This window comes from Photobacterium leiognathi (assembly GCF_030685535.1).
Taxonomy (GTDB): domain Bacteria; phylum Pseudomonadota; class Gammaproteobacteria; order Enterobacterales; family Vibrionaceae; genus Photobacterium; species Photobacterium leiognathi.
Genome location: NZ_CP131601.1, coordinates 837,267 through 864,105 on the forward strand (window position 1 = coordinate 837,267; position 26,839 = coordinate 864,105).

At 39.9% G+C, this 26,839-nt stretch carries 24 protein-coding genes, 2 tRNA genes and 1 pseudogene; 7 read left to right on the forward strand and 20 right to left on the reverse strand.

Annotated elements, in window-relative coordinates:
* Nucleotides 1-92: 92 nt before the first annotated feature.
* Nucleotides 93-1,517, forward strand: coding sequence for a glutamate--tRNA ligase (gene gltX, locus Q7674_RS11080; RefSeq protein ID WP_045064392.1), 1,425 nt, complete (start codon nt 93-95; stop codon nt 1,515-1,517).
* Nucleotides 1,518-1,575: 58 nt separating this feature from the next.
* Here the strand turns inward: gltX and Q7674_RS11085 are convergent, their stop codons facing one another.
* Entirely contained in the window at nt 1,576-2,112 is a 537-nt protein-coding gene (locus Q7674_RS11085) for an LA_2272 family surface repeat-containing protein (RefSeq protein ID WP_045064390.1), read from the reverse strand.
* Between the two features lie 209 nt (nt 2,113-2,321).
* Between Q7674_RS11085 and Q7674_RS11090 the strand changes: the two genes are divergently transcribed.
* Nucleotides 2,322-2,397: transfer RNA gene (locus tag Q7674_RS11090), tRNA-Ala, on the forward strand.
* Between the two features lie 124 nt (nt 2,398-2,521).
* Here Q7674_RS11090 and Q7674_RS11095 read toward each other — a convergent pair.
* Nucleotides 2,522-3,061: an LA_2272 family surface repeat-containing protein gene (locus tag Q7674_RS11095; protein WP_008986416.1), complete on the reverse strand. Its 540-nt coding sequence runs from the start codon at nt 3,059-3,061 to the stop codon at nt 2,522-2,524.
* A gap of 331 nt (nt 3,062-3,392) precedes the next feature.
* The gene (locus Q7674_RS11100) at nt 3,393-4,781 is read right to left on the reverse strand and encodes an IS4 family transposase (RefSeq protein ID WP_305422587.1); all 1,389 of its coding nucleotides are present in this window, start codon (nt 4,779-4,781) and stop codon (nt 3,393-3,395) included.
* Between the two features lie 384 nt (nt 4,782-5,165).
* On the opposite strand from Q7674_RS11100, the gene Q7674_RS11105 reads away from it, so the two are divergent.
* A complete protein-coding gene (locus tag Q7674_RS11105; RefSeq protein WP_045063907.1) occupies nt 5,166-6,458 on the forward strand; it encodes a tyrosine-type recombinase/integrase in 1,293 nt (430 codons plus the stop codon).
* A gap of 309 nt (nt 6,459-6,767) precedes the next feature.
* Here Q7674_RS11105 and Q7674_RS11110 read toward each other — a convergent pair whose 3' ends face one another.
* The 13 genes from Q7674_RS11110 to Q7674_RS11165 form a co-directional block, all read right to left on the reverse strand.
* Entirely contained in the window at nt 6,768-7,454 is a 687-nt protein-coding gene (locus tag Q7674_RS11110) for a hypothetical protein (RefSeq protein WP_146146577.1), read from the reverse strand.
* A 53-nt stretch (nt 7,455-7,507) separates the two neighbouring features.
* Nucleotides 7,508-7,642: a hypothetical protein gene (locus Q7674_RS11115; protein ID WP_272898480.1), complete on the reverse strand. Its 135-nt coding sequence runs from the start codon at nt 7,640-7,642 to the stop codon at nt 7,508-7,510.
* Between the two features lie 10 nt (nt 7,643-7,652).
* Nucleotides 7,653-7,793, reverse strand: a complete 141-nt coding sequence (locus Q7674_RS11120) for a hypothetical protein (protein WP_045063904.1) — start codon at nt 7,791-7,793, stop codon at nt 7,653-7,655.
* 195 nt (nt 7,794-7,988) lie between these two features.
* Complete coding sequence (locus Q7674_RS11125; protein ID WP_045063903.1) at nt 7,989-11,234, reverse strand: type I restriction endonuclease subunit R; 3,246 nt, start codon at nt 11,232-11,234, stop codon at nt 7,989-7,991.
* Nucleotides 11,227-12,912 carry a DUF262 domain-containing protein gene (locus Q7674_RS11130; RefSeq protein ID WP_045063901.1) on the reverse strand — a complete coding sequence of 562 codons (1,686 nt, stop codon included), beginning with the start codon at nt 12,910-12,912 and terminating at the stop codon, nt 11,227-11,229. Before Q7674_RS11130 ends, Q7674_RS11125 begins: the two co-directional genes overlap by 8 nt.
* A 133-nt stretch (nt 12,913-13,045) precedes the next feature.
* Nucleotides 13,046-14,434, reverse strand: a complete 1,389-nt coding sequence (locus tag Q7674_RS11135) for a restriction endonuclease subunit S (protein ID WP_045063900.1) — start codon at nt 14,432-14,434, stop codon at nt 13,046-13,048.
* Nucleotides 14,434-16,800, reverse strand: coding sequence for a type I restriction-modification system subunit M (locus tag Q7674_RS11140; RefSeq protein WP_045063898.1), 2,367 nt, complete (start codon nt 16,798-16,800; stop codon nt 14,434-14,436). The genes Q7674_RS11135 and Q7674_RS11140 overlap by 1 nt, the downstream gene beginning before the upstream one ends.
* Before the next feature lie 113 nt (nt 16,801-16,913).
* Entirely contained in the window at nt 16,914-17,486 is a 573-nt protein-coding gene (locus Q7674_RS11145) for an HGGxSTG domain-containing protein (protein ID WP_045063897.1), read from the reverse strand.
* 103 nt (nt 17,487-17,589) lie between these two features.
* The gene (locus Q7674_RS21875) at nt 17,590-18,168 is read right to left on the reverse strand and encodes a YagK/YfjJ domain-containing protein (RefSeq protein ID WP_080892205.1); all 579 of its coding nucleotides are present in this window, start codon (nt 18,166-18,168) and stop codon (nt 17,590-17,592) included.
* A gap of 132 nt (nt 18,169-18,300) precedes the next feature.
* A complete protein-coding gene (locus Q7674_RS11150; protein ID WP_045063895.1) occupies nt 18,301-18,561 on the reverse strand; it encodes a helix-turn-helix transcriptional regulator in 261 nt (86 codons plus the stop codon).
* A 47-nt stretch (nt 18,562-18,608) separates the two neighbouring features.
* Nucleotides 18,609-18,797 (reverse strand): helix-turn-helix transcriptional regulator, encoded by a 189-nt coding sequence (locus tag Q7674_RS11155; protein ID WP_045063894.1) that lies wholly within the window; start codon nt 18,795-18,797, stop codon nt 18,609-18,611.
* Between the two features lie 510 nt (nt 18,798-19,307).
* Nucleotides 19,308-19,384, reverse strand: a tRNA-Arg gene (locus tag Q7674_RS11160).
* A 46-nt stretch (nt 19,385-19,430) separates the two neighbouring features.
* Nucleotides 19,431-20,564 carry a flagella assembly protein FlgT gene (locus Q7674_RS11165; RefSeq protein ID WP_045063892.1) on the reverse strand — a complete coding sequence of 378 codons (1,134 nt, stop codon included), beginning with the start codon at nt 20,562-20,564 and terminating at the stop codon, nt 19,431-19,433.
* A gap of 146 nt (nt 20,565-20,710) precedes the next feature.
* Here Q7674_RS11165 and Q7674_RS11170 point away from each other — a divergent pair, with 146 nt between their 5' ends.
* Both Q7674_RS11170 and Q7674_RS11175 read left to right on the forward strand, forming a co-directional pair.
* Nucleotides 20,711-21,346: a FlgO family outer membrane protein gene (locus Q7674_RS11170; protein WP_045063890.1), complete on the forward strand. Its 636-nt coding sequence runs from the start codon at nt 20,711-20,713 to the stop codon at nt 21,344-21,346.
* A 10-nt stretch (nt 21,347-21,356) separates the two neighbouring features.
* On the forward strand, nt 21,357-21,818 hold the full coding sequence (locus tag Q7674_RS11175) for an LPP20 family lipoprotein (protein WP_045063889.1): 462 nt from the start codon (nt 21,357-21,359) through the stop codon (nt 21,816-21,818).
* Between the two features lie 3 nt (nt 21,819-21,821).
* Here Q7674_RS11175 and Q7674_RS11180 read toward each other — a convergent pair whose 3' ends face one another.
* The 3 genes from Q7674_RS11180 to flgA form a co-directional block, all read right to left on the reverse strand.
* The gene (locus tag Q7674_RS11180; RefSeq protein WP_008986420.1) at nt 21,822-22,250 is read right to left on the reverse strand and encodes a flagella synthesis protein FlgN; all 429 of its coding nucleotides are present in this window, start codon (nt 22,248-22,250) and stop codon (nt 21,822-21,824) included.
* 35 nt (nt 22,251-22,285) lie between these two features.
* Nucleotides 22,286-22,597 carry a flagellar biosynthesis anti-sigma factor FlgM gene (gene flgM, locus Q7674_RS11185; RefSeq protein WP_023933166.1) on the reverse strand — a complete coding sequence of 104 codons (312 nt, stop codon included), beginning with the start codon at nt 22,595-22,597 and terminating at the stop codon, nt 22,286-22,288.
* Nucleotides 22,598-22,706: 109 nt separating this feature from the next.
* Complete coding sequence (flgA, locus tag Q7674_RS11190) at nt 22,707-23,414, reverse strand: flagellar basal body P-ring formation chaperone FlgA (protein WP_045063887.1); 708 nt, start codon at nt 23,412-23,414, stop codon at nt 22,707-22,709.
* 148 nt (nt 23,415-23,562) lie between these two features.
* On the opposite strand from flgA, the pseudogene Q7674_RS11195 reads away from it, so the two are divergent.
* Nucleotides 23,563-24,498: pseudogene (locus tag Q7674_RS11195) on the forward strand (chemotaxis protein CheV).
* A gap of 67 nt (nt 24,499-24,565) precedes the next feature.
* The gene (locus Q7674_RS11200) at nt 24,566-25,393 is read left to right on the forward strand and encodes a CheR family methyltransferase (RefSeq protein WP_305423761.1); all 828 of its coding nucleotides are present in this window, start codon (nt 24,566-24,568) and stop codon (nt 25,391-25,393) included.
* Nucleotides 25,394-25,882: 489 nt separating this feature from the next.
* On the opposite strand, the gene Q7674_RS11205 is transcribed toward Q7674_RS11200, so the two are convergent.
* Nucleotides 25,883-26,527, reverse strand: a complete 645-nt coding sequence (locus tag Q7674_RS11205) for a hypothetical protein (protein ID WP_045063883.1) — start codon at nt 26,525-26,527, stop codon at nt 25,883-25,885.
* Nucleotides 26,528-26,839: the final 312 nt, after the last annotated feature.

Below are 26,839 nucleotides of genomic sequence, written 5' to 3' on the forward strand. Positions count from 1 at the left end.
TTGTAGATTTACCCCACAGTGCTAAAATACCTCCCATTAGATAGAACACAGTAGTCCTTACTGTGTAGCTCTTCATTCATAAGGTAATTTCAATGACGGTTAAAACTCGTTTTGCACCAAGCCCAACTGGCTTTTTGCATGTAGGTGGTGCTCGTACTGCACTGTACTCATGGCTGTACGCTAAACACATGGGCGGTGAGTTTGTACTACGTATCGAAGATACGGATTTAGAGCGTTCAACTCAGGAAGCTATTGATGCCATTATGGAAGGTATGGAATGGCTAGAGTTAAACTGGGATGAAGGTCCTTACTACCAAACAAAACGTTTTGATCGTTACAATGAAGTAGTTGATCAACTACTAGCAGAAGATAAAGCGTATAAGTGTTACTGCCCTAAAGAGCTACTTGACGAGATCCGTGAAGAGCAAATGGCGGCAGGTGTTAAACCTCGTTATGATGCAAACCACCCGAAAGTAGTTGCGGCCAACGCTGCGGCTACAGAAGATTCTCCGTTCTGTATTCGTTTCCGTAACCCGAAAGAAGGTACGGTTGTATTTGACGATAAAATCCGTGGTCGTATCGAAATTGCTAACAGTGAGCTTGATGATCTGATCATCCGCCGCACTGATGGTAGCCCAACATACAACTTCTGTGTTGTTATCGATGACTGGGATATGGGTATTACTCAAGTTGTTCGTGGTGAAGATCACATCAACAACACACCTCGCCAGATCAATATTTATGAAGCATTAGGTGCGCCAGTTCCTGAGTTTGCACACTGTGCAATGATCCTTGGTGATGACGGTGCTAAATTATCTAAGCGTCATGGTGCTGTAAGCGTAATGCAATACCGTGATGAAGGTTACCTACCTCAAGCGCTACTAAACTACTTAGTTCGTTTAGGTTGGTCTCACGGTGACCAAGAGATCTTTTCACTACAAGAGATGATCGATCTATTTAGCCTAGAGTCAGTAAGTAAGTCTGCATCAGCATTCAATACTGACAAGCTATTATGGTTAAACAACCATTATATTAAAACAGCAGAGCCTGAGTACGTTGCAAAATACCTGCAATGGCACCTAGATCAAAAAGAAATTTCACTTGAAAATGGCCCTGCGATTGCAGAAGTTATTAAGCTTGTAGGTGAGCGTTGTAATACGCTGATCGAACTTGCTGAGCAATCTCGTTATTTCTACCAAGACTTCAACGAGTTTGAAGCTGGTGCTGCGAAGAAACACCTACGCCCTGTAGCAAAAGAAGCGCTAGAGCTTGCACTAGCTAAAGTTGAAGCTCTTGATGAGTGGACAACTGAAAATCTACACGGTGTGATTGAACAAGTTTGTGAAGAGCTTGAGCTAGGTATGGGTAAGGTGGGTATGCCACTACGTGTTGCTGTAACAGGTCAAGGTCAATCACCTTCGGTTGATGCAGTAATGCAGCTTATTGGTAAAGAGCGCGTTGTAGCTCGCATCAAGATGGCACTTGCATACATTGCAGAGCGTGAAGCAAACGCATAAGTTTGTTGTGCTTAAACGAAAAACGGAGCATTGATGCTCCGTTTTTTATATCTAGTATTTAGAATCTTGCATTCACAATAGGGAAAACAGGAAGATCTTTGCTGACGAAAGTACCGGAACGGTCGTAGTTAATTAAACCTATTTGAATACCTTTATTAATATGAACGGTAGCATTCATAAAGCCAAATTGAAGACCATTCAAGCTTCCTGCATAGTTAAACAGCCCAAATTGACCACCAGTGAAATTATTTGCGGTGTAGTTTATCAAACCAAAATCAGCCCCTTTTGCTGTACCCTCATTAAGGTTAGCAAGACCAAATTCAACCCCTTTCATGCTATTACGCGTTCGGTTTGCACCATAAAACATACCAAGGTTAAGACCTGTAAAGTTATCAATATCAGATAGCCCTAATAGTGAGATGTTTAAACCTTTTACGTTGTGGCTTCGACCATAAAGAGCACTTAAACGAACCCCAGATACATCACCAGCTGGTAAATTCAGACCAGGAACTGACACTTGAACTGGCGTTGCTGCATATGCAGAAGACGCGCAAACAATAGTGGTGAGGAGAAGAGAGGTTAGTGGGAACTTCATGTAAATAATCCTTAATGTTAGTGCTTCTATTAAGGTTATTTAACCGTACATGCTTATTATTGGTGTCAATGATAGGTGAATAAATAATATTTAATATTAATATATGAAGCTTGTGATACGGCAATTATGTTGAGCTAATTCACAAAGCGAGTAATAACTAATTTGAGATATTGACACTAATAGGACGAGATTTTATTGTAACTGCGTTTGGGGCTATAGCTCAGCTGGGAGAGCGCTTCGCTGGCAGCGAAGAGGTCAGCGGTTCGATCCCGCTTAGCTCCACCAAATTCTTAAACCTTGCGTAAGCGAGGTTTTTTTATACCTGTTATTTGATAAAGAAAAGCCTCGCATTACGTTTCTTTTATGCTGAAAGAAATTGGTGCGAGGCTTCTTTGTTTACGCGAGTGAATTAGAATCGTGCGTTAACAATAGGGAATACAGGTAAGCTCTTGCTTACGAAAGTACCAGATTTGTCGTAGTTAATTAGACCAATCTGAATACCTTTATTGATATGATCGGTTGCGTTTACTAAACCAAACTGAAGGCCATTTAGTGAGCCTGCGTAGTTAAACGTACCAAATTGTGCGCCAGTGAAGTTACCAGCAGTGTAGTTTACAGCACCAAAGTCAGCACCTTTCGCATTACCATCGTTCCAGTTAGCTAGACCGAATTCAAGACCTGTCATCATTGAGCGAGTACGGTTTACACCGAATGCAAGACCAAAGTTTAAACCCTTAAACGTATCGATATCAGAAAGACCTAATAGAGAAAAGTTCACACCTGTTACAGAACTAGTGTGACCGTATAAAACGTTTAAACGAGCGCCAGTGACGTTACCTGAAGGTAAATTAACGCCAGGTACAGAAAGCTGAACTGGAGTATTAGCCATTGCTGCAGCAGGGGCAAGAAGAGCAGCAGAAACAATAATCGATGCTAATTTCATTTTCATAAAAAAGTCCTAAGCAAATACACAACATGAGAGTTATGAAGTGATTGCAGTATATACACAAAACAATAAAAAACAATGTTCAAATGTTGTAAGTTAATGTTTCAAAAAGAGCTTGTCAGATTTATATTACTCTGATTTAAAACAGGAAAATATCGAGTTCTGTAAGAAGTAAGTGAGTTTTTGTAATGGCAATAAATGTAATTAACAGCAGCTATTGATAGTGTGAATATGGCGTTAATCTAGAGAATGAAATATTCAAAGGATGATAAATAAGAAGCAGAAATAGTGACTTTAGAAATGAAAAAAGCCAACCTTTCGGCCTGTCTCTTGATCACAAGTCATTGTGTTCAAGAGACTTAGCTAGTTCATATCCTTCAAGGATGGTTTGTAACCTAAACCATCCTTGCCATAATGTCTTTACAGAAGCGCGACCCGTCCGCTTGGTATCTTTCCAACCACCTAACCGTGCAATACTTTTGTAAGCCCACGATATATTTGGTGCTTCTTTGGGCAGCTTTTTCTTCTCCAATTTTAACCACATAAGCTTCCACGCTTTACCTTTTAACACCCGTTCACAACAGCTACTAGATAACTCTTTAGATTCGTTCATAAATCTTAACTGGAGTAAACGAGTAGCAATAAATGCCAAAATAACACTGAGCCTTTCTAAGTTATCTTTACTTTGCATTCTCAGTTGTTCAACTTGCGTGCCTTCACTTTTCCAAACCTTGTGAAAATCTTCTATCAGCCAACGACGCTCATAATAACTGACGATGTTAAGTGCTTCCTCTTTGTTCGTTACAGGCTCTGATGTCAGTAAATGCCATGCGAGCTTGTCGTCACTCTCACCTTGCTCTATACATCCAACATAGTAGAGAGAGATATTATCGAACTCTTTTTTATTAGCGGGAGACTTAAGTGTCACGGGAGCATATTTGATGTCTAGATGAGCCGTGCGGGACTTACGACCGCCTTTTTGCGGTATTTTTAGCTCTTTGCTTCCTGCTGATAACAACTTGGAAGCGTAGTCATAAAGACGATTATCATGCTCCTCGATACAGCGACTTTGCATTGAGCGAACGATAAATCGTTGTTGTTGCTCGTGCTTGTAAGTGAGGTACTCGAATAAATCGGCTTCTCTATCACATACAGAAATAACCTCTGACATTTTCTCGCCTAGTCGCTCTGCAACATGGCGAGATGCTTGTTCCCATTTATAACTTTCTTTTTCTTTGTATGGTCGAGTTGCATGCTGGTGTCTTTGACCACGTTTTTCAATATCTCGGGTCCAGCGTTGTTGTTCGATTAAACCAACTACAGTGTGAGTTTCGGGAGCAAAAAGCAACGTTGAATGAACGAACATTGCTCGGTGTCGATTACCTTGATTGGAATGCCCGAGTGTATCTTGTATGCTGTGATGTGAGTAACTTAGAGAAGTGGTATCTTCCAATGCAAGCAGTGTTTGTTGTTCAAAAGCTTCTTGTGCTGTGACATAGAATCCAGCTTCTGCAATATCTTCTGCTTTGATTTGGTCATTACGAATAAAGCGATAAGCCCCTTCCATATCGGCTGGGGAGATGATGAGTTTTGAGATAGGGATACCAGGTTGTTCAGCCAGAGAGGTAGCTAGAGCAACGAGTCTTTGAGTGCGTCTTGGGTCATTAAGATCGGCTTGACCGAATTGTTTTTGAGCCCAAAGAGTTGGTTCTATATAGGTCATCATAATCATCCTTATCATTGCTTAGATGATCAGATCATGAAACATAAAATTAGTTCAAAAAAATCCCCAAGCATTGGCTTAGGGATTTGTGTATAAGAGACAGACCTTTCGGCTGGCTTTTCATAATATGGCGCTCCCTACTGGAGTCGAACCAGTGGCCTTCCCCTTAGGAGTCGAATTAAAGCGATATTTCATTTCATTTTATTTAATTTCAATCTGTTTAATAGTCATTAAAAATCATAATCTTACGTTGATAATCGTGTTTTATAGTATTACTTTGTTTTGCATACTATTACACGCTAACTACACCTATTACGTCACTAACTGCACAGGTTACTGCACCTAGTTATACGAAGTTAGCGTTATATTTTATGTGAGGTTGTAATGCTGACTGCTACAAAAATTAAAGGGTTTAAAACAAACAAGTCTTTTGACTACCTGTGGGATAAGACAAATCAACGTGGATGTGGTCGTTTAGGCGTTCGTTGTTATTCGTCTGGTTCAAAAGTGTTTGTTTTCCGTTTTTTCGTAAATGGTCAACGTTACTTCATCCAACTGGGCGCATTTCCACAAATGGCATTAGATACAGCCCGTACGCTAGCTCAAAGCTATGGTGGGATGTTGAAAGAAGGACTCAATCCAAAGGAAGAGTTAGAAAAAGAACGTGAAGCAAAAGAGCAAGCAGAGAAAGAAGTTGAGCGATTAAAGAATTTAGAAAATAAGCTTGGTAGTTTAGAGCAGTTAGTTGATAGCTATACTAAACAAATGGTGTTAGACGGCAAACGAACAAGTGAGCGGGTAAAAAAGGCTATTCAAACAGATGTTTATCCAGTAATTCCACCAGCAACCAAAGCTAAAGATATTACACCTCATGATATCAAATTGGTTTTAGCTAAAATGATACAGCGTGGTGCAAGCTCTCAAAGTAACAAGGTTCGTTCGTACTTACATGCCGCATTTAATCATGCATTAAAGCATGATAATGATCCTGCCAATATGTGCATCGAAACATTATTTAATGTGACATTTAATCCAGTAACTCCCGTTCCTAAACAATCACATGCTGATAGAGTTGGTGAGCATTGGCTTAAATGGGATGAATTACGTTTATTATTGAGTTCTGAATCAGCACAGTATTTTGATGAGGACATTCACATTCTTATCAAGCTTTGTGTGTATTTAGGCGGTCAACGTCCTTATGAAGTGATGGCTACTCGTTGGAATTGCGTTGATTTTGATAATGCATCATTTGAAATTGCGAGTGACGTGTCTAAAAACTATAAAGCCAACTTAATACCATTAACGGATACAGCTTATTCACTGTTACGTCGATTGAAAGAGATCAGCGGTGATAGTGTTTATCTTTTCCCTAGAGATAGTGCTTCAGGACATTTAGACCCAAATTATCTTTCCAGAAAAATCCGTAAGTTTTGTATGGACACTGAGTTTAATAAGTTTGTGCCAAGGGATTTACGTCGCACTGTGAAGACACTAGCAGGGGAGCTTGGCATATCAAAAGAGATAAGAGATCGCATTCAAAACCACTCAATGAATGATGTTAGCTCTAAACACTATGACCGTTATGATTACTTTAAAGAGAAGCGTGTTGCTCTTGAGCGTTGGGAAGCGAAATTAAATGAGAATGAGGTCAGTAACGTTATTTCTCTGTTTGGTTGATTGTTACTTAGGTCACTTTTGTTGATGTAAATAAAAAGCCAGACGATAAGTCATAAAGACAAATGGTCTGGCTTTACCCACCCCTATCCCATATTACTAAGGATTGTTTCGGTTACTTGGCTCACCGTTTTCACCTAGCCAGTGGCAAATCACTTAGTACCAGAAATGCCATAACACGACCAAGTACCATTTAGGTGACTTGGTGGTGCAGCTCATGCTTTAGCATTTAAGTAAAGTTGCGTATCCAACTTTGTGTAGGAGATAAGTTCTCCTCGAACTGTTTGAATTCTTGATTATCACCCAATTAATTCAAAGGTCAATAATATCGTTAGAGCAATAACCACGTTTAAGTAATAGCTGTCTGACAATGAACTTTAATGGAATGGTATCGTGATGTACTAATTTATCGATGTACTCTTCCGAATTGCGGTATGTAGATTCGATTGAATCGATCTTATCAATCAGTTGTTGTGGCTCTAAATTTTTAATCGTTTCGACTAACAGCCAGTTCGCTTCTTGAACACTATGCGAATTTTTCTTATTTAATAAATCACGAAAATTTGAACCATCATTATTGAGACCAACTTTCTTTTGTTTTATAAGATGAAATTTATTACCTGAGTTGACAATTATAATTCTAAATAAGCCTGTTTTTTGCATTGGCTGTGGATTGTATCTTCTGTAATTTAGTGTGTGAGTTAAGACAATTTCACCTTCTATTTTGTGATACGTAAATTCATGCTGATTTTCACTTTCACTATAAAAAAGATGTTCCATTTTACGTTTAAGTAAATGCTCAAATTCATTAATGAAAAACTGTACTTGCCGTTCTGTTGCCAGTGCTTTTCCATTACGCCACTTAGAAACTTGCCCCTCAGATGAGAATCCTGCCTTTTCTGCTATATCTTTATTTGTATAACCATTTTCGATAGCCAGTCTGATTAATTGCTTTGTGTAGCGGTACTTTTTTTGGGGCTTTTCTTTTTGTTCTGTCATTGTCTTACTAATCATTGAAAATGGCTGGTGGATTGATGCCACCAGCAAAGTGCTTAATCACCTAAATAATCATCATTGTTTGGGTTATGAGCGTCAGCCCAATCATCCATATCAGCATCATTATTTGGGTTGTTGATATCTGACCAAAGATCCAATTCATCTTGTGACATATCAGAAGAATCTAGCATACCGTACTCCTTATTTTTTGCCTTGGAAACGTGAATTATTGGGATTTAGCTGATTGCTACGGTTATCTAATACTTTTTGATATGAGCTGTTCGTTCCTGATGTGCCTTTGTTGCTGTTACTTTGATTTGCTTTGTGATTATTATTTGCCATGGTTTGTTACCTAATTGATTTCTTGGCGGTAACTTTATGACTTTCAAAGATAAATGTTCAGTGATGATGTGGTGATAAATCAGTGATATTTAGTGATTATCAGTGATACGTAATCAACTAGCTGAAAAATGAACAATAAAAAAGGCTATAGGTAAGTGCCTATAGCCTCAAATATTATGATGTTCGGGTTTATTACTACCCCTTCAACATATCAAACACGACACGGGCAAAGCCTTTCGCCAGTTCTGGGTTTGATAGGTACTGCATCATCATTTCTTGTTGTGCTTCATTGCTATCCATTACCGCATCATCAATTGCTTGAGGGAAGTCACCAAGCATGGCTTGTTCACGGGTATTGTTAGCAATCTGCGTCATCACAGCTTCGTTTTCAGATAACTTATCACGCACCGTAAAGGCATAGTTGATCATATCCTTATCGGTGAGGTTATCAGTAACGAAAAGCTCGTTTAAACGCTCTAGGATGCGAGATAAGAAGTCTTCTTTCTTATCCTTAGGCTTAGCTGTACCTACATCAGTTGTTGGCTCTAGCTTGTAATCCTCGGCATCTTCTTTGAGTTTGATGTCTTGTTCACGGATCTTTGATAAGCGGTAGTGGCTCATTTCCACGTTGCTTAAATCAATCTCATCTTCTTGCACGTTTTGCTCATGCAGTAGGGGACGTAGATAACGGGCGAACAGGCTCAGTTTCTCTAGCTCTTTATCTTCATAATCAACAATCTGTGACATGAACTCAAAGAAGCGTACAAAGCTACCCAAGTCTTTCTTGAAGATCTCTAGGCGGTCTTTTTCCTGCTTACACTCTTTGAAGGCATTCTCAGCGTTAGCAATCAGTACTGCATCTTTGGTTTTCTTGGTGCGCTCGAACATCTCTTTAGATTGAATGTATGCTTCAATCGCTGATTTATAACGATGCTGCCAACGTTCAACGGCTGGTTTACAGATGTTACTGACTGCTGCATTAGATTTTTTCTTGGTCAGGAAGGCAACACAGAATTGCTCGACTTCATTCCATAAGAAAATACCGCTTGAGCGTAGCTTCTCAAACAAATCAAACACAAGATTAGGGTTGGTAACATCCACCAGCTCAGCGGTTTGATAGTAAGGCTGGAACGCATTTAAGATGTCGTCAGGCTCATTGAAGAAATCTAAAACGAATGTGCCGCATTCGGCTTTACCTGCATAGGTACGGTTCAAACGAGATAAGGTCTGAACACATTCCACACCACCTAACGGTTTATCGACGTACATGGCACAAAGTTTTGGTTGGTCAAAGCCCGTTTGGAACTTGTTCGCCACCAGCATCACTTGGTAATCATCACTATCAAACGCTTTACGCATATCCCGTTTTTTTAAGTTCGGGTTCATGTTGTTCTCAGTGAATTTCTGATTGAGTAATGCAACGCTGTCTGGATCGTTTTCGTTAAATTCCACTTCACCAGAGAATGCCACCATTGCTGCAATACGCTGATAACCATGCTCGGTAATGTATTTATCAAATGCCAGTTTATAGCGTACCGCTTCTTTACGAGAGCTCGTCACCACCATGGCTTTTGCCTGACCACCTAATAAGTGCATCACATGGTTTTTGTAATGCTCAACAATCACTTTTACTTTCTGTGAAATGTTGTAATCGTGCAAGCGTACCCACTGGTTAAGCTTGGTTTTGGCTTTCTTGCTGTCTACCTCTTTATCTGCGGCTTCCATCTTCTGAACCAGCTTATATGCCACTTGATAGCTGGTGTAGTTCTTGAGTACGTCTAAGATAAAGCCTTCTTCGATTGCCTGACGCATAGAATACACATGGTAGGCGTGTGGCTTGTTGGTTTTCGACGCTGGTTCATCAGGATTTGGCAAGCGACCAAACAACTCTAAGGTTTTCGCTTTAGGTGTTGCAGTGAACGCATAGTAATTAAGATTATTACTGTTCTTACGTGCCGCCATAGTTGCATCAAGAATATCTTCTGACGATAACATCACATCATCATCGGCTTCTTCGGTCATCAACACTTCTTTAAGCTGACGAGCGGTAGAGCCGCTTTGTGATGAGTGGGCTTCATCGGCAATCACCGCATACTTACGCTGCTTTAAGCTCACGCTGTTTTCAATCGCACGCAGTACATACGGGAAGGTTTGAATCGTCACAATGATAATAGGTTGTGAGTTCTCTAGCGCAGCCGCCAGCTTTTCAGATTTAGAGCCGTCACCTTCTTTGTTGTTGATGCGTCCTACCACACCATCAGCATGTTCAAACTGATAGATAGTATCTTGAAGCTGATCATCTAATACTGTGCGGTCTGTTACCACAATTACTGAATGGAACTGCTTTTCACCTTGATCATCATAAAGGGTAGAGAGTTGGTGGGCTGTCCATGCAATGGAGTTTGATTTCCCCGAACCCGCACTGTGCTGAATGAGGTATTTATTACCTGTACCTTCAGCAATGGCTGCACCGATAAGTTTACGCACCACATCCCACTGATGGTAACGAGGGAAGATCAGGGTTTCTTTCTTGTACTTGCGTCCTTCCCAATCTTCTTTTTCTTCAATTTGCAAGTGAATGAAACTACCTAAGATTTTTAGTAAGTTCTCAGGCAGTAATACTTCATTCCACAGGTAATCAGTAGCGTAGCGGTTTTCATCTTCAGGTACATCGTTACCTTTACCACCTTCTTTTGTACCTTTGTTAAACGGCAGGAAGAAGGTGTCATCACCAGCGAGCTTGGTTGCCATGAAGACTTCGTATTGGCTGACAGCAAAGTGTACCAATGCACCACGTTTGAAGGTCAGTAATGGCTCTGGCTTTTTGGTTTCAGGATCTTTAGGTAAACGAGTTTGCTTGTATTGCTTAATGGCGTTGTGTACCGCTTGTTTGAACTCAGATTTCAGCTCAAGGGTTGAGACAGGTAAGCCATTGACAAACAGCACCAAATCAATGCGCCACGCTTTAGCTTTTTTGCCCGTTAGGGCTAGGTGATCGGCAGTAGCATAAGGGCTATAAACTAACTCTGGCACAATACGGCAGATGTTTTGCTCATAACGAGCCAGTGTTTCAGGGTTGAGGTTGTGCTCTGGCTTAAACTGACACAGTGAGAAACGGGCATTACGAATCTTCAAGCCATGACGAAGCACGCCTAATGTGCCGTAAGTGCGAGAAACTGCATCGGTGGCGTTGTTATCGGCTTTTTTCAGTTGTGCCACCAGCGCATCAAGGAAGTGACGCTCGGTGTCATTGGGGTACACTTTGGCAAACTTTTCCCATTCTTTGGGTTGGGTGGTTTGCACAAAGTGAAGTGTATCTTCGCAATATAATGCACGCTCACGATCATAACGGTCAGGTTTACCAAGTTTCCAACCGTTAGCGACCATTTGAGCTATCATCTCATCCTGAAAAATACGTTCTTGAGTGGTGTCATTAGTCATTTAATTTCCAAACCTGACAGAGTTTTTCTAATAATATTTGTTGTCGAGTCTCGATAATATCGGGAGTCCATGTTTCATAGCTCAATACTTGATTGGTGAGAACGAAAGGCGTTGATGAACCATGCTGTAAAAAGTAAGCATTTTTCTTTTTCTCAAAATCGTAATTACTGGCTGCTGAATTTTTGTTGCGAGATAACAGTACAAGATTACCTAAACGGTGAACCCATTGCTGGTGGGTTTCATTCATTGGACACCATGAGCGCCATTCTGATTGATCTGCAATTTTTTGCGGCATAACGTGCTCTACACTGATTTTTGGTAGGTCATAACTGGCTGTACCATCCGATAGTTCAGCGTCTAAGCGCAGTAATACCATCGAGCGAATACGAGACGACAGGTATAAATCACCGTCTAATTGTTTTCGAGCATCGGATTTATCTTTGTCTGTAAGTTGTAATGCGGATTGTTCAAACTCTGAGCCTAAATCAATGGCATCAAGGATCGCTTTATAACGAATTAAGCGATGGTTGACAGCAATACGGTTAATCATTTGTACCGAAGCAACGCATTCTAATTGTTTTAAGAACTCAGCTAATCGTTTTCCGTCTTGACGGTATTTCGCAATGTAATAAATGGCAACGGGCATCCAGTCATTATTGTCAATGCTACTAAGCCATTTTAGGGAATGGTTAATTTGCTGGCTGTATTCGGGATGTGAAAAACTGCGAGATAAAATATCACTAAAAGCATCACTGTAAGGCGTGAGTTTTTCATCAATAAATTGTTCTGGTTTCTCGTTGGGTTTGATATGAGTTTTAAAATCAGCAACTAAATTAGAACGGGATTTTGTGCGCATTTCAATCATACGAATATGAGCAAACAGAGCATTAAAGGCATTGCGTCCTAAGTCTTCTTCTATGTCTTCCCACTTTTTGGTGTAGATTTCTTGTTTGTCATTCGTTGGCGTGATCTCACTGGTAATCAGTGACTTTAAAATGTCAGTAGCACTGAGATCTAACCCTCTATCATTCATAACCGAAAAAATACGATATGCAGAGTCCACATCCAATGTTTTCACGACAACTAAAAAACATTTAACTAATAATAACTGACAAAGGCGTTTTAACGTCTCTGGTGATTCGTTCTCAAGACGCTGTTTGATAGCTAATGCGTTTCTTCGCATGTTCTTTTGACTGTCGTTAAGTATCTCTTGATAGGCTTGTAGATCATTTAATTGGTCTGCTTGCTGAATGTATTGATTAAAGAAAGCTTGATCACGAGAGCGTGTTTTTAAACGAGGCTTATCTTCAGTCATTAATATAGGATCACCCTTTTGAAAAATGGCATTTTCAAGCGCACTTTTTAATTCTGGTGATACTAAAGAACGTAAGACTGAAAATACAATGGTGAGTGTTGTGATACGTTGTTGACCATCAACAATTTGTGACAGTACGCCATTGGGTTTAATTAATACAATACTGCCGAGAAAATAGGGATTAGCGTGCTGTATCTCTTGTGGTTGTTCTTCTAAGAATTGCAGTAAGTCGTCCACCAGCGTAACGGCTTGTTCTACTTCCCATGAGTAAGGGCGTTGGTATCGTGGTATTTCAAAAGAATAGCTATCGCAAAATATTTCTTTGAGTGGGTATTCGTTTGCTTCTAGCGTTTTTGTGGTCATGTGATTTCCCTTTGTCTGCTGCTCAGTTGATTGGGCTTCAATCAGTCGAACTGCCAATCCTATTGTTTAATTCTTAATCATATTACATTGCCCTTTACAGTGACTGTGAAGGGCAATCTGTACTAGAGGTTTCTTAGACGCTGACTTCCTGCTGTACCTCTGTGGTGTTACTGCTGGTGGTTGGTGCTACCCAGTGGCGAACGTCAATCTTGCCTGTTACAGCTGCTGAAATAAGAGCGGTGCGGCGTTCTTGCATTAGTTGGATAGCTTGTTGTGCTTGTTCTTCTAATGTATTGAACGTAACTGTAATTGACTTGATATGCTCTATGATCGAGTTAATTTCATTTAGTGGTGGTAAGGTAAATTTAAGTTTTGCAATCTGCTCAAAATTCAACCCCTCTCTGTTTCCACCTGTTTGAAACGCATCTATTTGTTCTTTAATTGAATTTGATTTCATAACGAATGAGATAAATTCACGAATAGATGTAGGTAATCGCAAAATACACACGTGTTGGTTAACGTTAGCGTCAGGGAAATTAGTAGGAACTAGACAACTTCTGCCTATAGAACCTCCCGTTATATTCAATAGTACATCACCATCTTGGACACTTGTTCCAGCCATTTCATGGTGAATTGATTCATTAATATAAACGGACTCTGACTTTGCTATTCGTAGTCCATCATCGTAGACATTCTGACTTCTAAGAAATAGAACCCCAGAGTCTTGATAAATTTCAGCTCCACCTTTTGGTGTTTTACCACTACCAATTTTTGTCGCATGGAAACCTAAACGAGATACACCCCAATGCTCAGGCACTTCACCCAACCACTCAACACCCGAATCTTTCATTGGTGCGTCAGGGTTTAGCCCTTTTGTGACCGCATTGCTAATCACCGCTTGGCGTTTTTCTTTAAGCAGTTCGATAAGTTGCTGCTGCTTTTCGATAAGCGTGTCGATTTTAGCTGTTTCGTGATCGAGAAAGGCTGCAATAGAAATACTTTCTTGTATACGAGGCAAAGGACATTGAATGCTTCCCAAATGTTCTAAATTAAGCCCATCTCGTAAGTCACCACCAGCCATATTACGAATATTTTGATAATTTGACTTGAGCCACCAAAATAAATAACGAGCGTACTCCAACTGATTCGGAACAATAGCAGCCATAGATTGGTTACAAGTAGAATCTATGCCTAGTTGGGCTACCATTCCTTTAGTCTTCCCCTGTCCTGCAAGGGCGACTACTAGTGAATCTTTTGGTATCCACTTAGCACTGCTATTTTTATAGGCTTGATCTGTAATGTATGTGGATGGTTTTATAATTAATCTTTGATTAACAGAGCCAGAGTTAAGCCAAGGTACAGTACCATTTTCCCAAAAGCTTAAATTGGTTTTAGATGGAGTACCACCAGCATAGATAGTTGAAATCCAGCGAAGACTAACTGATTCCCAATGAGTTGGTAAAACGTCACTCCATTCGATAGATGACTCTTTATAAGTTTCATATGAATGATATGTATTCATTACGAACGTACCTCTTGCAGTAGGCTCATAATCTCATCGCTGACCAGTGCCAAATCTTCATCAATCGCTTCGAGCGCACGAGGTGGTTGATACACGTAAAAATGGCGGTTAAACGGAATTTCATAACCCACAATGCCAATATCACCATCTTTTTCATCACGCTTATCGGCGTTGATCCACGCATCGCTAACGTGTGGCAATACTTCACGCTTCACGTAGCTCTCAATCAACTCTGTGGTGGTGACGTTTGAGTCTAACTGCACGTTTTCGTTATCACGTAGGTCGCCATCTTGTTGGAACTCAACCACTTTACCGTTGTAGTTAAATGATCCGTATAGTGGCTGTGCCGTTTCTTTTAGTACTTTCTTAACTACAGGCTCGGCGTCTGGATTCTTGAACGTTACGGCATCAAAGAATTGCTTCTTCTCTTTGGCATCAAATTTAATACCCGTCGCTTTGAATGCGCCTTTCATGGTGATGTCGAATTGGTTGAAATCGTTGCTTACTACATCTCGACCACCAGCCATCTTTTCACCAACAGACATAGCAGATACTGCGGTTTGTAGTTGTTGAGCTTTATCCATTAGCGAGCGTTGGAATAACCATAACTTGCTGTCTAACAGGTCTTTGATTTGTTTTTCTTTCAGTTCGCTAAACTCAGCTTTGATAAGAGCACGTACTTCAGTTTCAACTTCCGCAAGGTAGCCATAATTGTCTTCGTTCCACGCTGTGCCAAACTCGTTATATAAACGCTCCATCGGCGCATTGAGTGGCTTTGGTGCAAAGCGTAGGCTTTCAATCGCTGCATCGGTGATTTGTGCCGATAGACGCAATGGACGTTCAATGGTTAAGCGGCGGTAACCAAAGTCAGTGCTGTTGAAAATCTTACTGGCGAATGTCTTTGGTGCTTCTGTTTTGCTGATGGACGATTGACGACCACGGTTGGATTTTTGCTCAGCAGGCTTATCAAGCTCACGGGCATCAACCACTTCAAAGTTACCAAAAGTACGGGTGATGAGTTTGATGTCGTCTTCGCTCATTAGGTTACGTTTAGAGCCTAACGATTTACGCATCTTGCCACACAGGTTAGAGCCATCAATCAGTTGAACTTTGTCTTTTCGCTCAGACGTTTTCTTGTTGGACAGTACCCACACATAGGTCGCAATGCCCGTGTTGTAAAACATATCGGTCGGTAGGGCGATGATGCCTTCTAATAAATCGGCTTCAAGGATGTAACGACGGATCTCACTTTCACCGCTACCTGCACCGCCTGTAAACAGTGGAGAGCCATTTAGGATTATACCGATACGACCGCCATCATTTACGCTGCCATCAACGTTATGAGTGTCACGCATCTTGCTGATAAGGTGCATCAAGAACAGTAATGAGCCATCAGATACACGGGGTAAACCTGCACCAAAGCGACCATCAAAACCTTTTAGAGTATGTTCGTCTTTGATTTCACCTTCGATTTTCTTCCAATCGACACCAAACGGTGGGTTAGACAGCATGTAATCGAATTGATCGGCAGGCAGTTGGTCGTTCGATAGGGTGTTACCTAGCTTGATACGGCTAACGTCTTGCCCTTTGATGAGCATATCGGCTTTACAGATAGCGTAAGACTCTGGGTTTAACTCCTGACCAAAGGCACGCATCACCGCTTTAGGGTTTAATTCGTGAACGTATTCCATACCTGATGATAAGAAACCGCCTGTACCTGCTGTTGGATCGTAGATAGTACGAATGATGCCGTCTTGGGTAAGGGCTTCATCGTCTTCCATGAATACCAGCGATGTGGTTAAGCGAACGATGTCACGAGGGGTAAAGTGCTCACCTGCGGTTTCATTTGAGCTCTCTGCAAAGCGACGGATTAATTCTTCAAACACTAAGCCCATTTCATGATTAGATACTTTGCTTGGGCTAAGGTCTGTTGTTGCGAATTTCTTCACCACTTTAAACAGTAAGTTTGCATCATCCAATAAACCAACAAATTCATCAAACTTGAAGTGTTCAAAGATTTCACGGGCATCGGTAGAGAAACACTGAATGTAGTTTTCTAGGTTATCTTTAATGTCACTTTGACCCATCTTGCCTAGGTTCATCGGTGAGGTATTGAAGAACGACAAGCCATTGGTCGCACGTAGGATCATTTTTTCCTGTGCTTCTTCTGGTAGGTTCATTGCTTTCACTTTGTCAGCTTGAGCAACAACAGCATCTTTGCTTTCTTCCAGTACACACTCAAGGCGACGTAACAGGGTGAATGGCAGAATTACACGACCGTATTGGGATTGTTTGAAATCACCGCGAAGTAGGTCTGCTACAGACCAAATGAAGGCAGCGGTTTGGGTAAAATTAGAATTAGGCATGAGAAAATCTTCATCAAAGTGACAAGAATAGAATTGTGCGCATTGTAGCAGAAGGTTACATGGTGAACATCCACCAGCATCTCGAATTGGACGGTTGGCTGGTGGACGAATAATTATTGGTTGGTATCGAAGAATGTGCCTTTTAATGGGTTATGTTTGTTAAGCCAATTATCAAGGTATTCTCGTTGAGGTTTACTTAACTCACTGCTGTAGCTATTGGGTGTTAGCTGTGGCAGATAAACAGTAAAGCTAAGGTGTACGCTGTGTTGTTCTTGGTAATAACGGTCTAGGGCGACTTGTAGCATCAATAACTCATTGGCTGATGTTAATTCCATGATTTGATACTTGAGCATTTCAAGCGGTATACGGTCTATATCAATTAAATGAAATACCTGTTGCCAGTTGATAGGCTGGGTTGTCATTAGTGTGTATAGCCGTTCAAAGCATCTGTACGCTCGCTGTTGGTAGTGCATGGGGATAGACTCACCAAAGTACCAACTAGGGAACTGTTTTAACGCATTAAGGCGAGATGCCATCTTTCCTTGTTCTGTTTTCGCACCTGTTGAATTACCGCCATGCAGTTTGCATCTTCCATTACGTTTATTGCCTCTACGCTTACAAGGCTCACCACTACGGGTTTTCGCACCACACAAAGGTAATGATTCAAGGTTAAACCGTGTGTTCATTGTTAGCTCCTATAAGTGCGAATGATGCTGGTGGGCTAATTGCGCACTTATCGGTTCGGTTCATGGGGTTTGTTTTGTAGGATTACTTTGGGGCAAGGGCGTATTATTTATGATGCCTAGTATGAAACCTCTTTGTTTTAGGTTCTCTTAATGTTTTTGAATAGCGTTTGGCATAGTAGCTAAGGCGTAAAATAACGGTTTGTATTGATACGTGATCTTTGCGGTACATCGAATACAGTCCATTTTTTACATAATGTATTGTTCCAATCTTTTGTATGTTTTGGCATAAATCTATAGCAAGATTTACAGCATACCAACTATTTAAACACATCCTCGCACTAATAAATAATGCGATATGATAATGTTGTTTATCTGATTTAGCTTGCTCTCTTACCCATATATATCCAATGTGCGTCTTATATTTGCGTTCTAATCTATTTATATAGCTTCTCATGAATCTAGATATGATTTTATTATCATCACTATAACAATTTACATGCATGTGAAATAATATTGTTCTTATTCTACAATATCTATTAATCATATAACTTACTTCACGACATATTGCATTTTGTATTTTATCAATTATTCCAGCGTACTGATTAAACACAAGCCAAACAGTTTCATCATATAAATAATAAGAAACAGATGGATACTTTTCATGAACAGATAATAGTGACATTGTCTAATAGTTTAAGGTACATATTATAATATACCCCCCTTAATATTGATGGGTTATGAGGTTTAAGTTGTTGTTTTAACAGTGATAAGATAGGGATTTGGGGTGTTTTTCTATCTACCAAATGATGTTAAATTACAAAAGTTGAAATCTGTTTAAGTCATTGTTTTTAAATGGTTTGTTGTTTTTGAACCATTCTTCGAGGCAGTCTTCCATCCAACCTACAATACGTTCATTTCGTCTCATTGGTTCGGGTAATTCTGATGATTTAATCTTATTATCAACTGTTCCTACACACACATTAAATCTTTTTGCTAATGCACTTTTTCTAATTAGTTTCTTCGAGCCCGTTTCCCATGAAACATGACGAGAAAAATCAAATGTTTTATCTTTCATTTTTTATTTTCCTTAAGTTGTTATTTAAAAATAGATACTAATTAGTGTTATTTGTTTTTTGATGAGTAAAGACTTTTAAACCATTTATTAATAGTTTCGTTATCCCAACCGAGTACTACACCATTAATCCGCATAGGTTCAGGAAGTATGCCTTCTTTTATCCATCGCCATATTGTTATACGACCTTTACCTGTTAGTTCACATAAATCATCTTGAGTAATAAGAATCTTATTCATTATTAAATGGCCTTCAAATTTGGTATCTCATTTAAGGTGCGGTGAAATCATATAAAATAGTTTGAAAGCTTGTAAATAGCCTGATGTAAGGCCTGATATGTATGCGCTTAAACATATCAGTATTTACTGGTTTCGGATTGCTGGTTGAAATAGTTAGTTAGCATTTTTATTTTTATGATTTGTTTACCGAAAAAAATTTAATTTTTTTTCATGATGTTTAAAAACAATACGGAAGGGTGTATGAAAATTATGCAGGTAGAGTGTCATTTTGAAGTGAAAAGGGGAGCAAATGGAAAAATGACGAAGCCGTTTAATCTTCATTCATTCTTGAGTGAACGGAAATTTGCGCCCTAATTGACACAAATAAAAAAGAGATGAAAAAATTCTGCTTCTAGCCGTAAGGTGTTATTTGTTATCTATGGATATTGCTAACTACACCTATAACTACACATGATTTCGCTGAAACGAAAAAGGCTTAGCAATAGAAAATCGCTAAGCCTTTGAAAAATATGGCGCTCCCTACTGGAGTCGAACCAGTGGCCTTCCCCTTAGGAGGGGGACGCTCTATCCATCTGAGCTAAGGGAGCATGTGAGTATTATACGGTATATTCTTAAAAAATTAAGGAAATACTCCTAAGGCCTTGTTTGCTTGGTTAGTAAATCACCAGGTTGAATGCTTGCCGCTAATTGTGGTTGATTAACGATAAGTTCTGATGATTTTTCATAAACTCTATCAACAGTTAAACTGATATCCGTTTCTACCATACGATTTCTTGGTATCCCTTTTTGATCGATAAAGCCAGCACTGTGCCAAAGTTTTAATCTGTCACCTTGCCTTACGCCATGGACACGACCTACGTTCATTTGAGCGATGTTGTTATGAATGTTGATCACTTCAGGTAGACTAGCGCGGCAAGATAATGCACTTTCAATATCTAACATCATGTTTTGGCTTATACGTTGAATGCTTTGACCGTAAGGAGAAACCCAAAAGCGCGCTGATTGTGTATCAACATGGCTCGAACGTGAAAACGGCCATAAGCCAATTTCTCGGTAATTGTTTTGATAGATTATCTCACCCGTTTTGCCATCCATGATTTCGAGGTTAACGGCAAACTGACGGTTTACTTGTTCTTTTTTTAATTTTCCATCAGTGGTGGCTGTTAAATCAGTAATTTCGCCACCAATGAGATATTGTGCATCGTGATCTTCAGCAAGCATGGTCATTGCAGAAGCATCAGTTGCGCTAAAAGGTACAGTCGTCGTGCCTGTTACAATAAAGCTTTGTGAACGTTTTTGTATTTGTTTACCTAGAATAGCTGCAAAGTCTTTCCCTATTTTATAGACACTACCCATTGCTGCTTGCTGTGGCTCGGCGATCGAGAAGCTCCCTAGCAAGATCCCCTTTTTATATTGGGTCTTGTGGCAACTTTTTGCCGATGGATAAATATCAATACGGCTAGTGATGTACATCTTGCCGCCAGCTTTCTTTTGTTCAAGGATAGTAATATTACGAACTTCGTTACCGCTGAATCGGTATTGCTGGCGAGATTCTGACAAATAAGGCTTTAGTGACGATAGGCTCGCGATCTCACCGCCTGCATGTTTCATTGCTTGGAACACCGCATCTTCCAGCGCATTCACCCGTGCAGTTTCTTCACTTTCTAAAATGACGGCTTCACCAGTGACTTCTACCCATTGAGCTGAACTGTAACTGGAAAATAGCAGGCAAAATACGCCTAAGTAACGAGAAAATTTTTTATTCATAGCAGTCCGTTTAGGTATGTTTTTTGCTTTTTATTAATGCGATGAAAATAAGAATGCAAAGAGTGTTCCCAATTAGGCACTCACATTAAAGAATTTGAGTTTTGAAACGATATAAAAGAAAACATTATTTGAAGGCGGGTTTATAAATGAAGAAATGGATCGTAATTGTGTTGTCGTTAGCGCTGACAGCCTGTACCACGCCTCCGGTTTATAATGGTAAAGAGCGATATTCTTCAGGGACGTACTCTTTAACTGATACCCCTCGCCATACGGTTGATTACTTTGTTGAAGGGCTAGCCAATCAGCTTGTCACTTCTAATCAATATCTCACTGCAAGTACACCATTAGCCGTGACGTCTTTTGTTGATCTGCAAGATATGACAGAAACTAACTGGTTAGGTAACGTGGTGAGTGAAAACTTCATGTACCAGATGCAGCAACGTGGTTTCACTGTTGTGGATTATAAATCGACAGGGGTGATCAAAGTGACCAGTGATGGTGATTTTAGTATTAGCCGCAATTGGAGAGAGTTAGCCTCACAGCAGCCTGTTGATTATGTGCTAACTGGCACCATGTTGCGTCAAAGTGGTGGTGTACTGGTGAATGCTCGCATTATTGGTATGCGATCGAATGTTGTGATTGCGACAGCACAAGGCTTTTTACCAGCTGAACGTATTGGTCGCGATTTAGATTTTATGAATAAGATCCAACTGCGAAATGGTGTGATCATGCGCTCTGATGTGCGTAATCGACCTGATAATAATGTGATTTTAAAGCCTTAGGGAGTAAGGAATGAAACTGTATGTAGCCGTTGCTGCCGCTATCTTGTTATTGTCTGGTTGTAGTAATACTTCCTCTGGTGGAACAAAGCCGCCAGGCCCAGATTTAACGCAAAGTAAAGATGTGATTCAAGCTGTGGGTTACGCATCTATCAGTGAGCAAAAAGGCAGAACCAAGGAAGAGAAAAGTATTCGAGCGATGCGAGCATCAAAACTTGATGCTTATCGTGAACTGTCTGAGCAAATTTATGGTCTTCGTATTAGTGCGACTACATCTCTTGATGATCAGCAATTAGGTTATGAGAATACCGACGGTGCGGTTGATGGGGTGATCCGTGGAGCAAAAGTGATCCGTAGCTACCCTGTCGGCGATAGCTATGTGACAGAAATGGAGCTCAATATCGGTTTAATGGAACGTATGAAGCAACACGGAGAAGTATTCCATATGCCGAATAAACAAGAAGTGATGTTCTAGTAATTATGCTTTGAGATTGGTGCCTAATGACCGAACATTTTGTGCGATACCTTCGCTGTTATAGGTCATTTGGTGCCGTCCACGGCTTTGTTGGAATAGGTTATTGAGTTTATGAAAACTCAAGTGGGCACGCTGTAAAACCTCACCGTTAATATCATTATATTGCTGACATTCTTGTACGAGATTTTGGATTGCAGCAACCTGTGATTGGTATTCTTCAATCTGCGTTAATTGTTCACGTTCTTCATGGGAAGAAAGCAAGTAATCGTGCTGTTGGATTTTGTAGATCAGATCAAGCTTCTCTTTGGCAATTTGTTCGATTTCTAATGCCTTGCGGCGAGTAATTGCCACTCTTTCTTGTTTAAGAAGATCGATTAAAGACAATAAGGTTGTTTGTTGTACTTCAAGCAGTTGCCCAAGTGTCTGTTTCATTGCACTGATCTCAGTCGTAATATGCAGGTACTATATTAAAGCCCGTTAAGCTCGTCTTCGAACTTTAACATGTTTGCTGCAAGTTTATCGGCATCAATAGTATATGAGCCATTGGCAATCGCTTGTTTGATCTCTGCCACTTTTCCAGCATCAAAGCTTGGCTCAGTTGCTAATTGTTGATGGATCTGACCTACCGCTTTACCTTGCGAGCTAAGTGATACCTCATCATGTTGCTCTTTGGCAACGCTAGCTGCTGCAGATGTTTGGTTATCTGATGATGTTTTTTGTTGGCTAATACGTGTGGTGTTAAGCGGTTGCCCACCACGCAATTGATCTATATTTGCCATAATAATTACCTTGAATAATTAACTGTGATACCTAACTATCGGCAAAGTAGGTTAAGACTTTAGCGATTATTATGCAGATAAAATGATTTATTTTCAGCAATAAGAAAAGCTAGTATTTGACTGTTACTTCACCAACCGCAGTAATAATAGCATCAATCATACGTCGAGACTTTGTGTTCTGTACCCGGATCTCATCACCAATAGCACCATCAGATAATGCTTTGCCTTTCGTGACAATATTTAGTCCGCCTGTTCCTGCACGAATAATGACACTGTCATTGCGGCACACTAAGCAAATATCACGCGCTTGTACCATTTCACCAGCTTTGACGGAGCGCTTTACTTTAGAACCGATAATTTCTCTCGGGTCATCAAAACTGCTACCTCGTTGGAAGCGACTTTCAATCATTTGCACAGAAAGCTTATCAGGAGTGAGCACCATTCCTCGCCCTAAAGCAACAGCAGCCACAACCTTTGGCAAGGTCAGTTGTACATTCACAGGGACATATAATTGCCAATTTTCTGTCGGGCACTGAACTAATACGGTGACATTACCACTTAACGTTTGTTTTCCCGGAAGAGAAGCTGCAAGTGGGCTAGAGCAAGAAGAAAAACGCAGGCGGTTATCAAGCTTGGCTGCTTCAATTTTTAATTTCCCTTTTTCTGGTAAGGAAATTTGCTGTTTTATCAGCTCTTCAGCGGCATTCTGCACCGAATCTAGCACACTATCATTTGATGCGAAGATATTTGTGCTAAAGAAAAACAGTAAGAAGCCGATAACTGTCGGCAAGAGTTTTTGATCTCTGTGGCTTGTCACGGTAAATGCTCTTTGGTCATGATTAGAATTACTATAACATCCGCTATGATAGGTAGATATTCTAATAACTTGATTATTTATCAGATGTGATCGTGAGTGGAGAACTTGTGTTCGCGGGCGGACTTAAATACGACAGGGAGTTAATCCAATGACAGGTATTTTGGATTCAGTGAATCAGCGGACACAGTTAGTCGGTCAAAACCGATTAGAACTGCTGACATTTCGATTAAACCGACGTCAGCGTTACGGTATTAACGTTTTTAAAGTGAAAGAAGTGCTGCAGTGTCCACAGTTAACTGCAATGCCAAACTTACATCCTCTTATTAAAGGTGTGGCTCATATCCGTGGGCAAACTATTTCCGTTATTGATATGAGCTTGGCAACAGGTGGGCGTCCAATTACGGATTTGACGAACTGCTTTATTATTATTTCTGAATTTAACCGCTCAGTGCAGGGGTTTCTGGTTTCATCTGTCGAGCGCATTATTAATATGAACTGGGAATCGATTTTGCCACCACCACAAGGTGCAGGGCGCAGTAATTACCTTACTGCTGTAACAGAAATCGATGGTGAATTGGTTGAGATTTTAGATGTAGAGAAAATCCTTGATGAGATCTCATAGGTTAATACCAATATCTCAGGTACGGTATTAGAAGATTTAGTTGAAAATGGCCCTGCAGTTCGCCGCGTACTGGTTGCTGATGATTCAACCGTTGCACGTAAGCAGGTTCAACGTGCGATTGAAGCGATCGGTTGCGAGTGTGTATTGGTAAAAGATGGTAAAGAAGCCATCATGAAATTGCGTGAAATGGCAGAGCAAGGTTCGATTTATGAGCAGTTGTCATTGATTATTTCTGATATTGAAATGCCAGAAATGGACGGTTACACCTTAACGGCTGAAATTCGAAACGATCCAAAATTAAAAGATCTGCATGTGATTTTGCATACATCTCTCAGCGGTGTTTTCAACCAAGCCATGGTTGAGCGCGTTGGGGCTAATGCTTTTATTCCTAAATTTAACCCTGATGAGTTAGGCCGCGCTGTTAAAGGTGCGATGCCAGATGTGCCAGCAACATCAGCGTAATTACCCAAAATTATTATAAATTATTGAGCATTTAATGCCGAAACGTACTGACAAAGAAGAGTTGTAAATGACAGCAGTAACTGTAAATGATCAAGAATATCGTGAGTTTTGCCGATTTCTTGAAACTCAATGTGGCATCGTGTTAGGCGATAGCAAGCAATACTTAGTGCGTAGTCGTTTAAGTCCGTTAGTGAATCGTTTTTCTTTATCATCGCTTTCCGAATTACTACAAAATGTGATCGCTGGACGTAATCGTGAATTACGTATTGCGGCTGTAGATGCGATGACAACCAATGAAACGTTGTGGTTCCGTGATGGTTATCCATTTACTGTGTTAGCAGAGAAAATTTTACCTGAATTAGCGGCAAACAAGCGCCCAATTAAAATTTGGTCCGCTGCGAGCTCTTCAGGACAAGAGCCGTATTCGATGGCAATGACGGTATTAGAAACACAAGCTAAGCGTCCAGGGTTCTTACCTTCCATTCAGATCACGGCAACAGATATTTCTCAGACCATGTTAGAAACTTGTCGTGTAGGCGTGTATGACAACTTAGCGTTAAGCCGAGGGTTATCCCCAGAGCGTCGTCGGATGTTTTTTGAAGACAACGGTGATGGTAAAATGAAGGTGAATGCAAAAGTTAAGCAAATGGTTAACTTTAGGCCGCAAAACTTAAAAGACAGCTATGCACTGCTGGGTAAGTTTGACGTTATTTTTTGTCGTAATGTACTGATTTATTTCTCACCTGAAATGAAAGCCAAAGTGTTAAATCAATTGGCGGCAAGTTTAAACCCAGGCGGATACTTATTCCTTGGGGCATCGGAGTCGTTAACGGGATTAACCGAACAATTTGAGATGATCCGCTGTAATCCAGGTATCATCTACAAACTGAAGTAATTAAAAGAGCGCTACACCAGCTATTTCTAGTTAAAAACGTATAAGAGTCTGGATGGTGAGTGAATTTAATAATCCTTACATGGACTTATCAGATTCACTTTTTTTTATATGTGTATAAAAAAAGCATATAAAAAATAGAACTACCAAAAGGTAATAAAAACTAATCCATATGAGTTAGCCGAATAGCTAACTCAGTTTTGGACAGAAGTGTTTTAGTGCTAATAGCGATTCAGAATATAAAATCGGTTATGACTGCATTTAAGAAAGGCATTAATGAAAGTATTGAAGTAAATTGAAGCGATAAAAAACCCCTATCACCTTTGAATACGATGAAAGGGGTTTCAATGTACAACCTAGACCTAACTATTATAGCTACCACTTACCATTAATCAATAAACATCAAACCTTTTGATTTCGATATTGGTTAACTTAAAAGACTGGTTATGACACGAAAATTTGTGTTCTAGGACATTTATGGACAAAAACGTGTTATATAGATATTCTCTGCCACTGGAATTCAGAGCCATTCAGCATTGCTCCATAGATGATTTTTATGCTGACCTGAATTTCTTTTAATAGATACCAATATGCCCCATTTTGGTTCATGAACCTTTGTCTTAGTGAAGCAAGAGTGTCGTCTAATTTACCTTGATAAAACACTGGTCGAATCAGATCATGATATTTTTCATATGGTAAATTTTTAGAAACAATCTCACCATTTTCAAGATACTTTACTTTTATTGATTCCGAATGCACACCGTTTAAGTGACTGTGTACCCATTGGTTTCTAATGTTTTGAATGAATATCTGTTCTTCTTTTGAGTATTGCTGCAACAAAGCCTTTACAGCATCACAAAAAACATTTGCTTGAGCCAAGTACCTAGGTATGTGAATTAGTCCAAGTTCATTTGCTTCCTGTTCGTATTTTTTTATTAACCTACTTTGAGCTACAACAGTATCAAATAGAGAAGCTAACCATATGATACTTAGTTTGTTTTTTAGTTCTTGTTCACGTTCTAACTCATCACTGAAAATGTAAAAGCCCCAAGCTTCAATGCATCGGAGGTTATCTTGAAACAAAGAGTGCACTTTATTTATCAATTTCAATTCTTTACCTTGATACTTCGTTTCCACTAACACCTCTCTATATGACAGTATATTAATAAGTATTCTTACTTTTATGAAAAAATATACTTATAAAATACCGATATTACACTCGATATAATCTATTAATATTATAAGGTTAATGGCACTTTCTTACACCTGCCGATTTGAAAAAGAGTGTGAAAAGTAAGAAATGAATTTAATCAGTCTTATTAAAAACAGAACTCATGCGATAAATCACTGCGGATCATTAATCTGTTTATATATAAAGTAACTAAAACTCATCCCAAATCATATTTATAATATATGAATGAGTAAAAGGTCTAACGCACAATGGGGCAG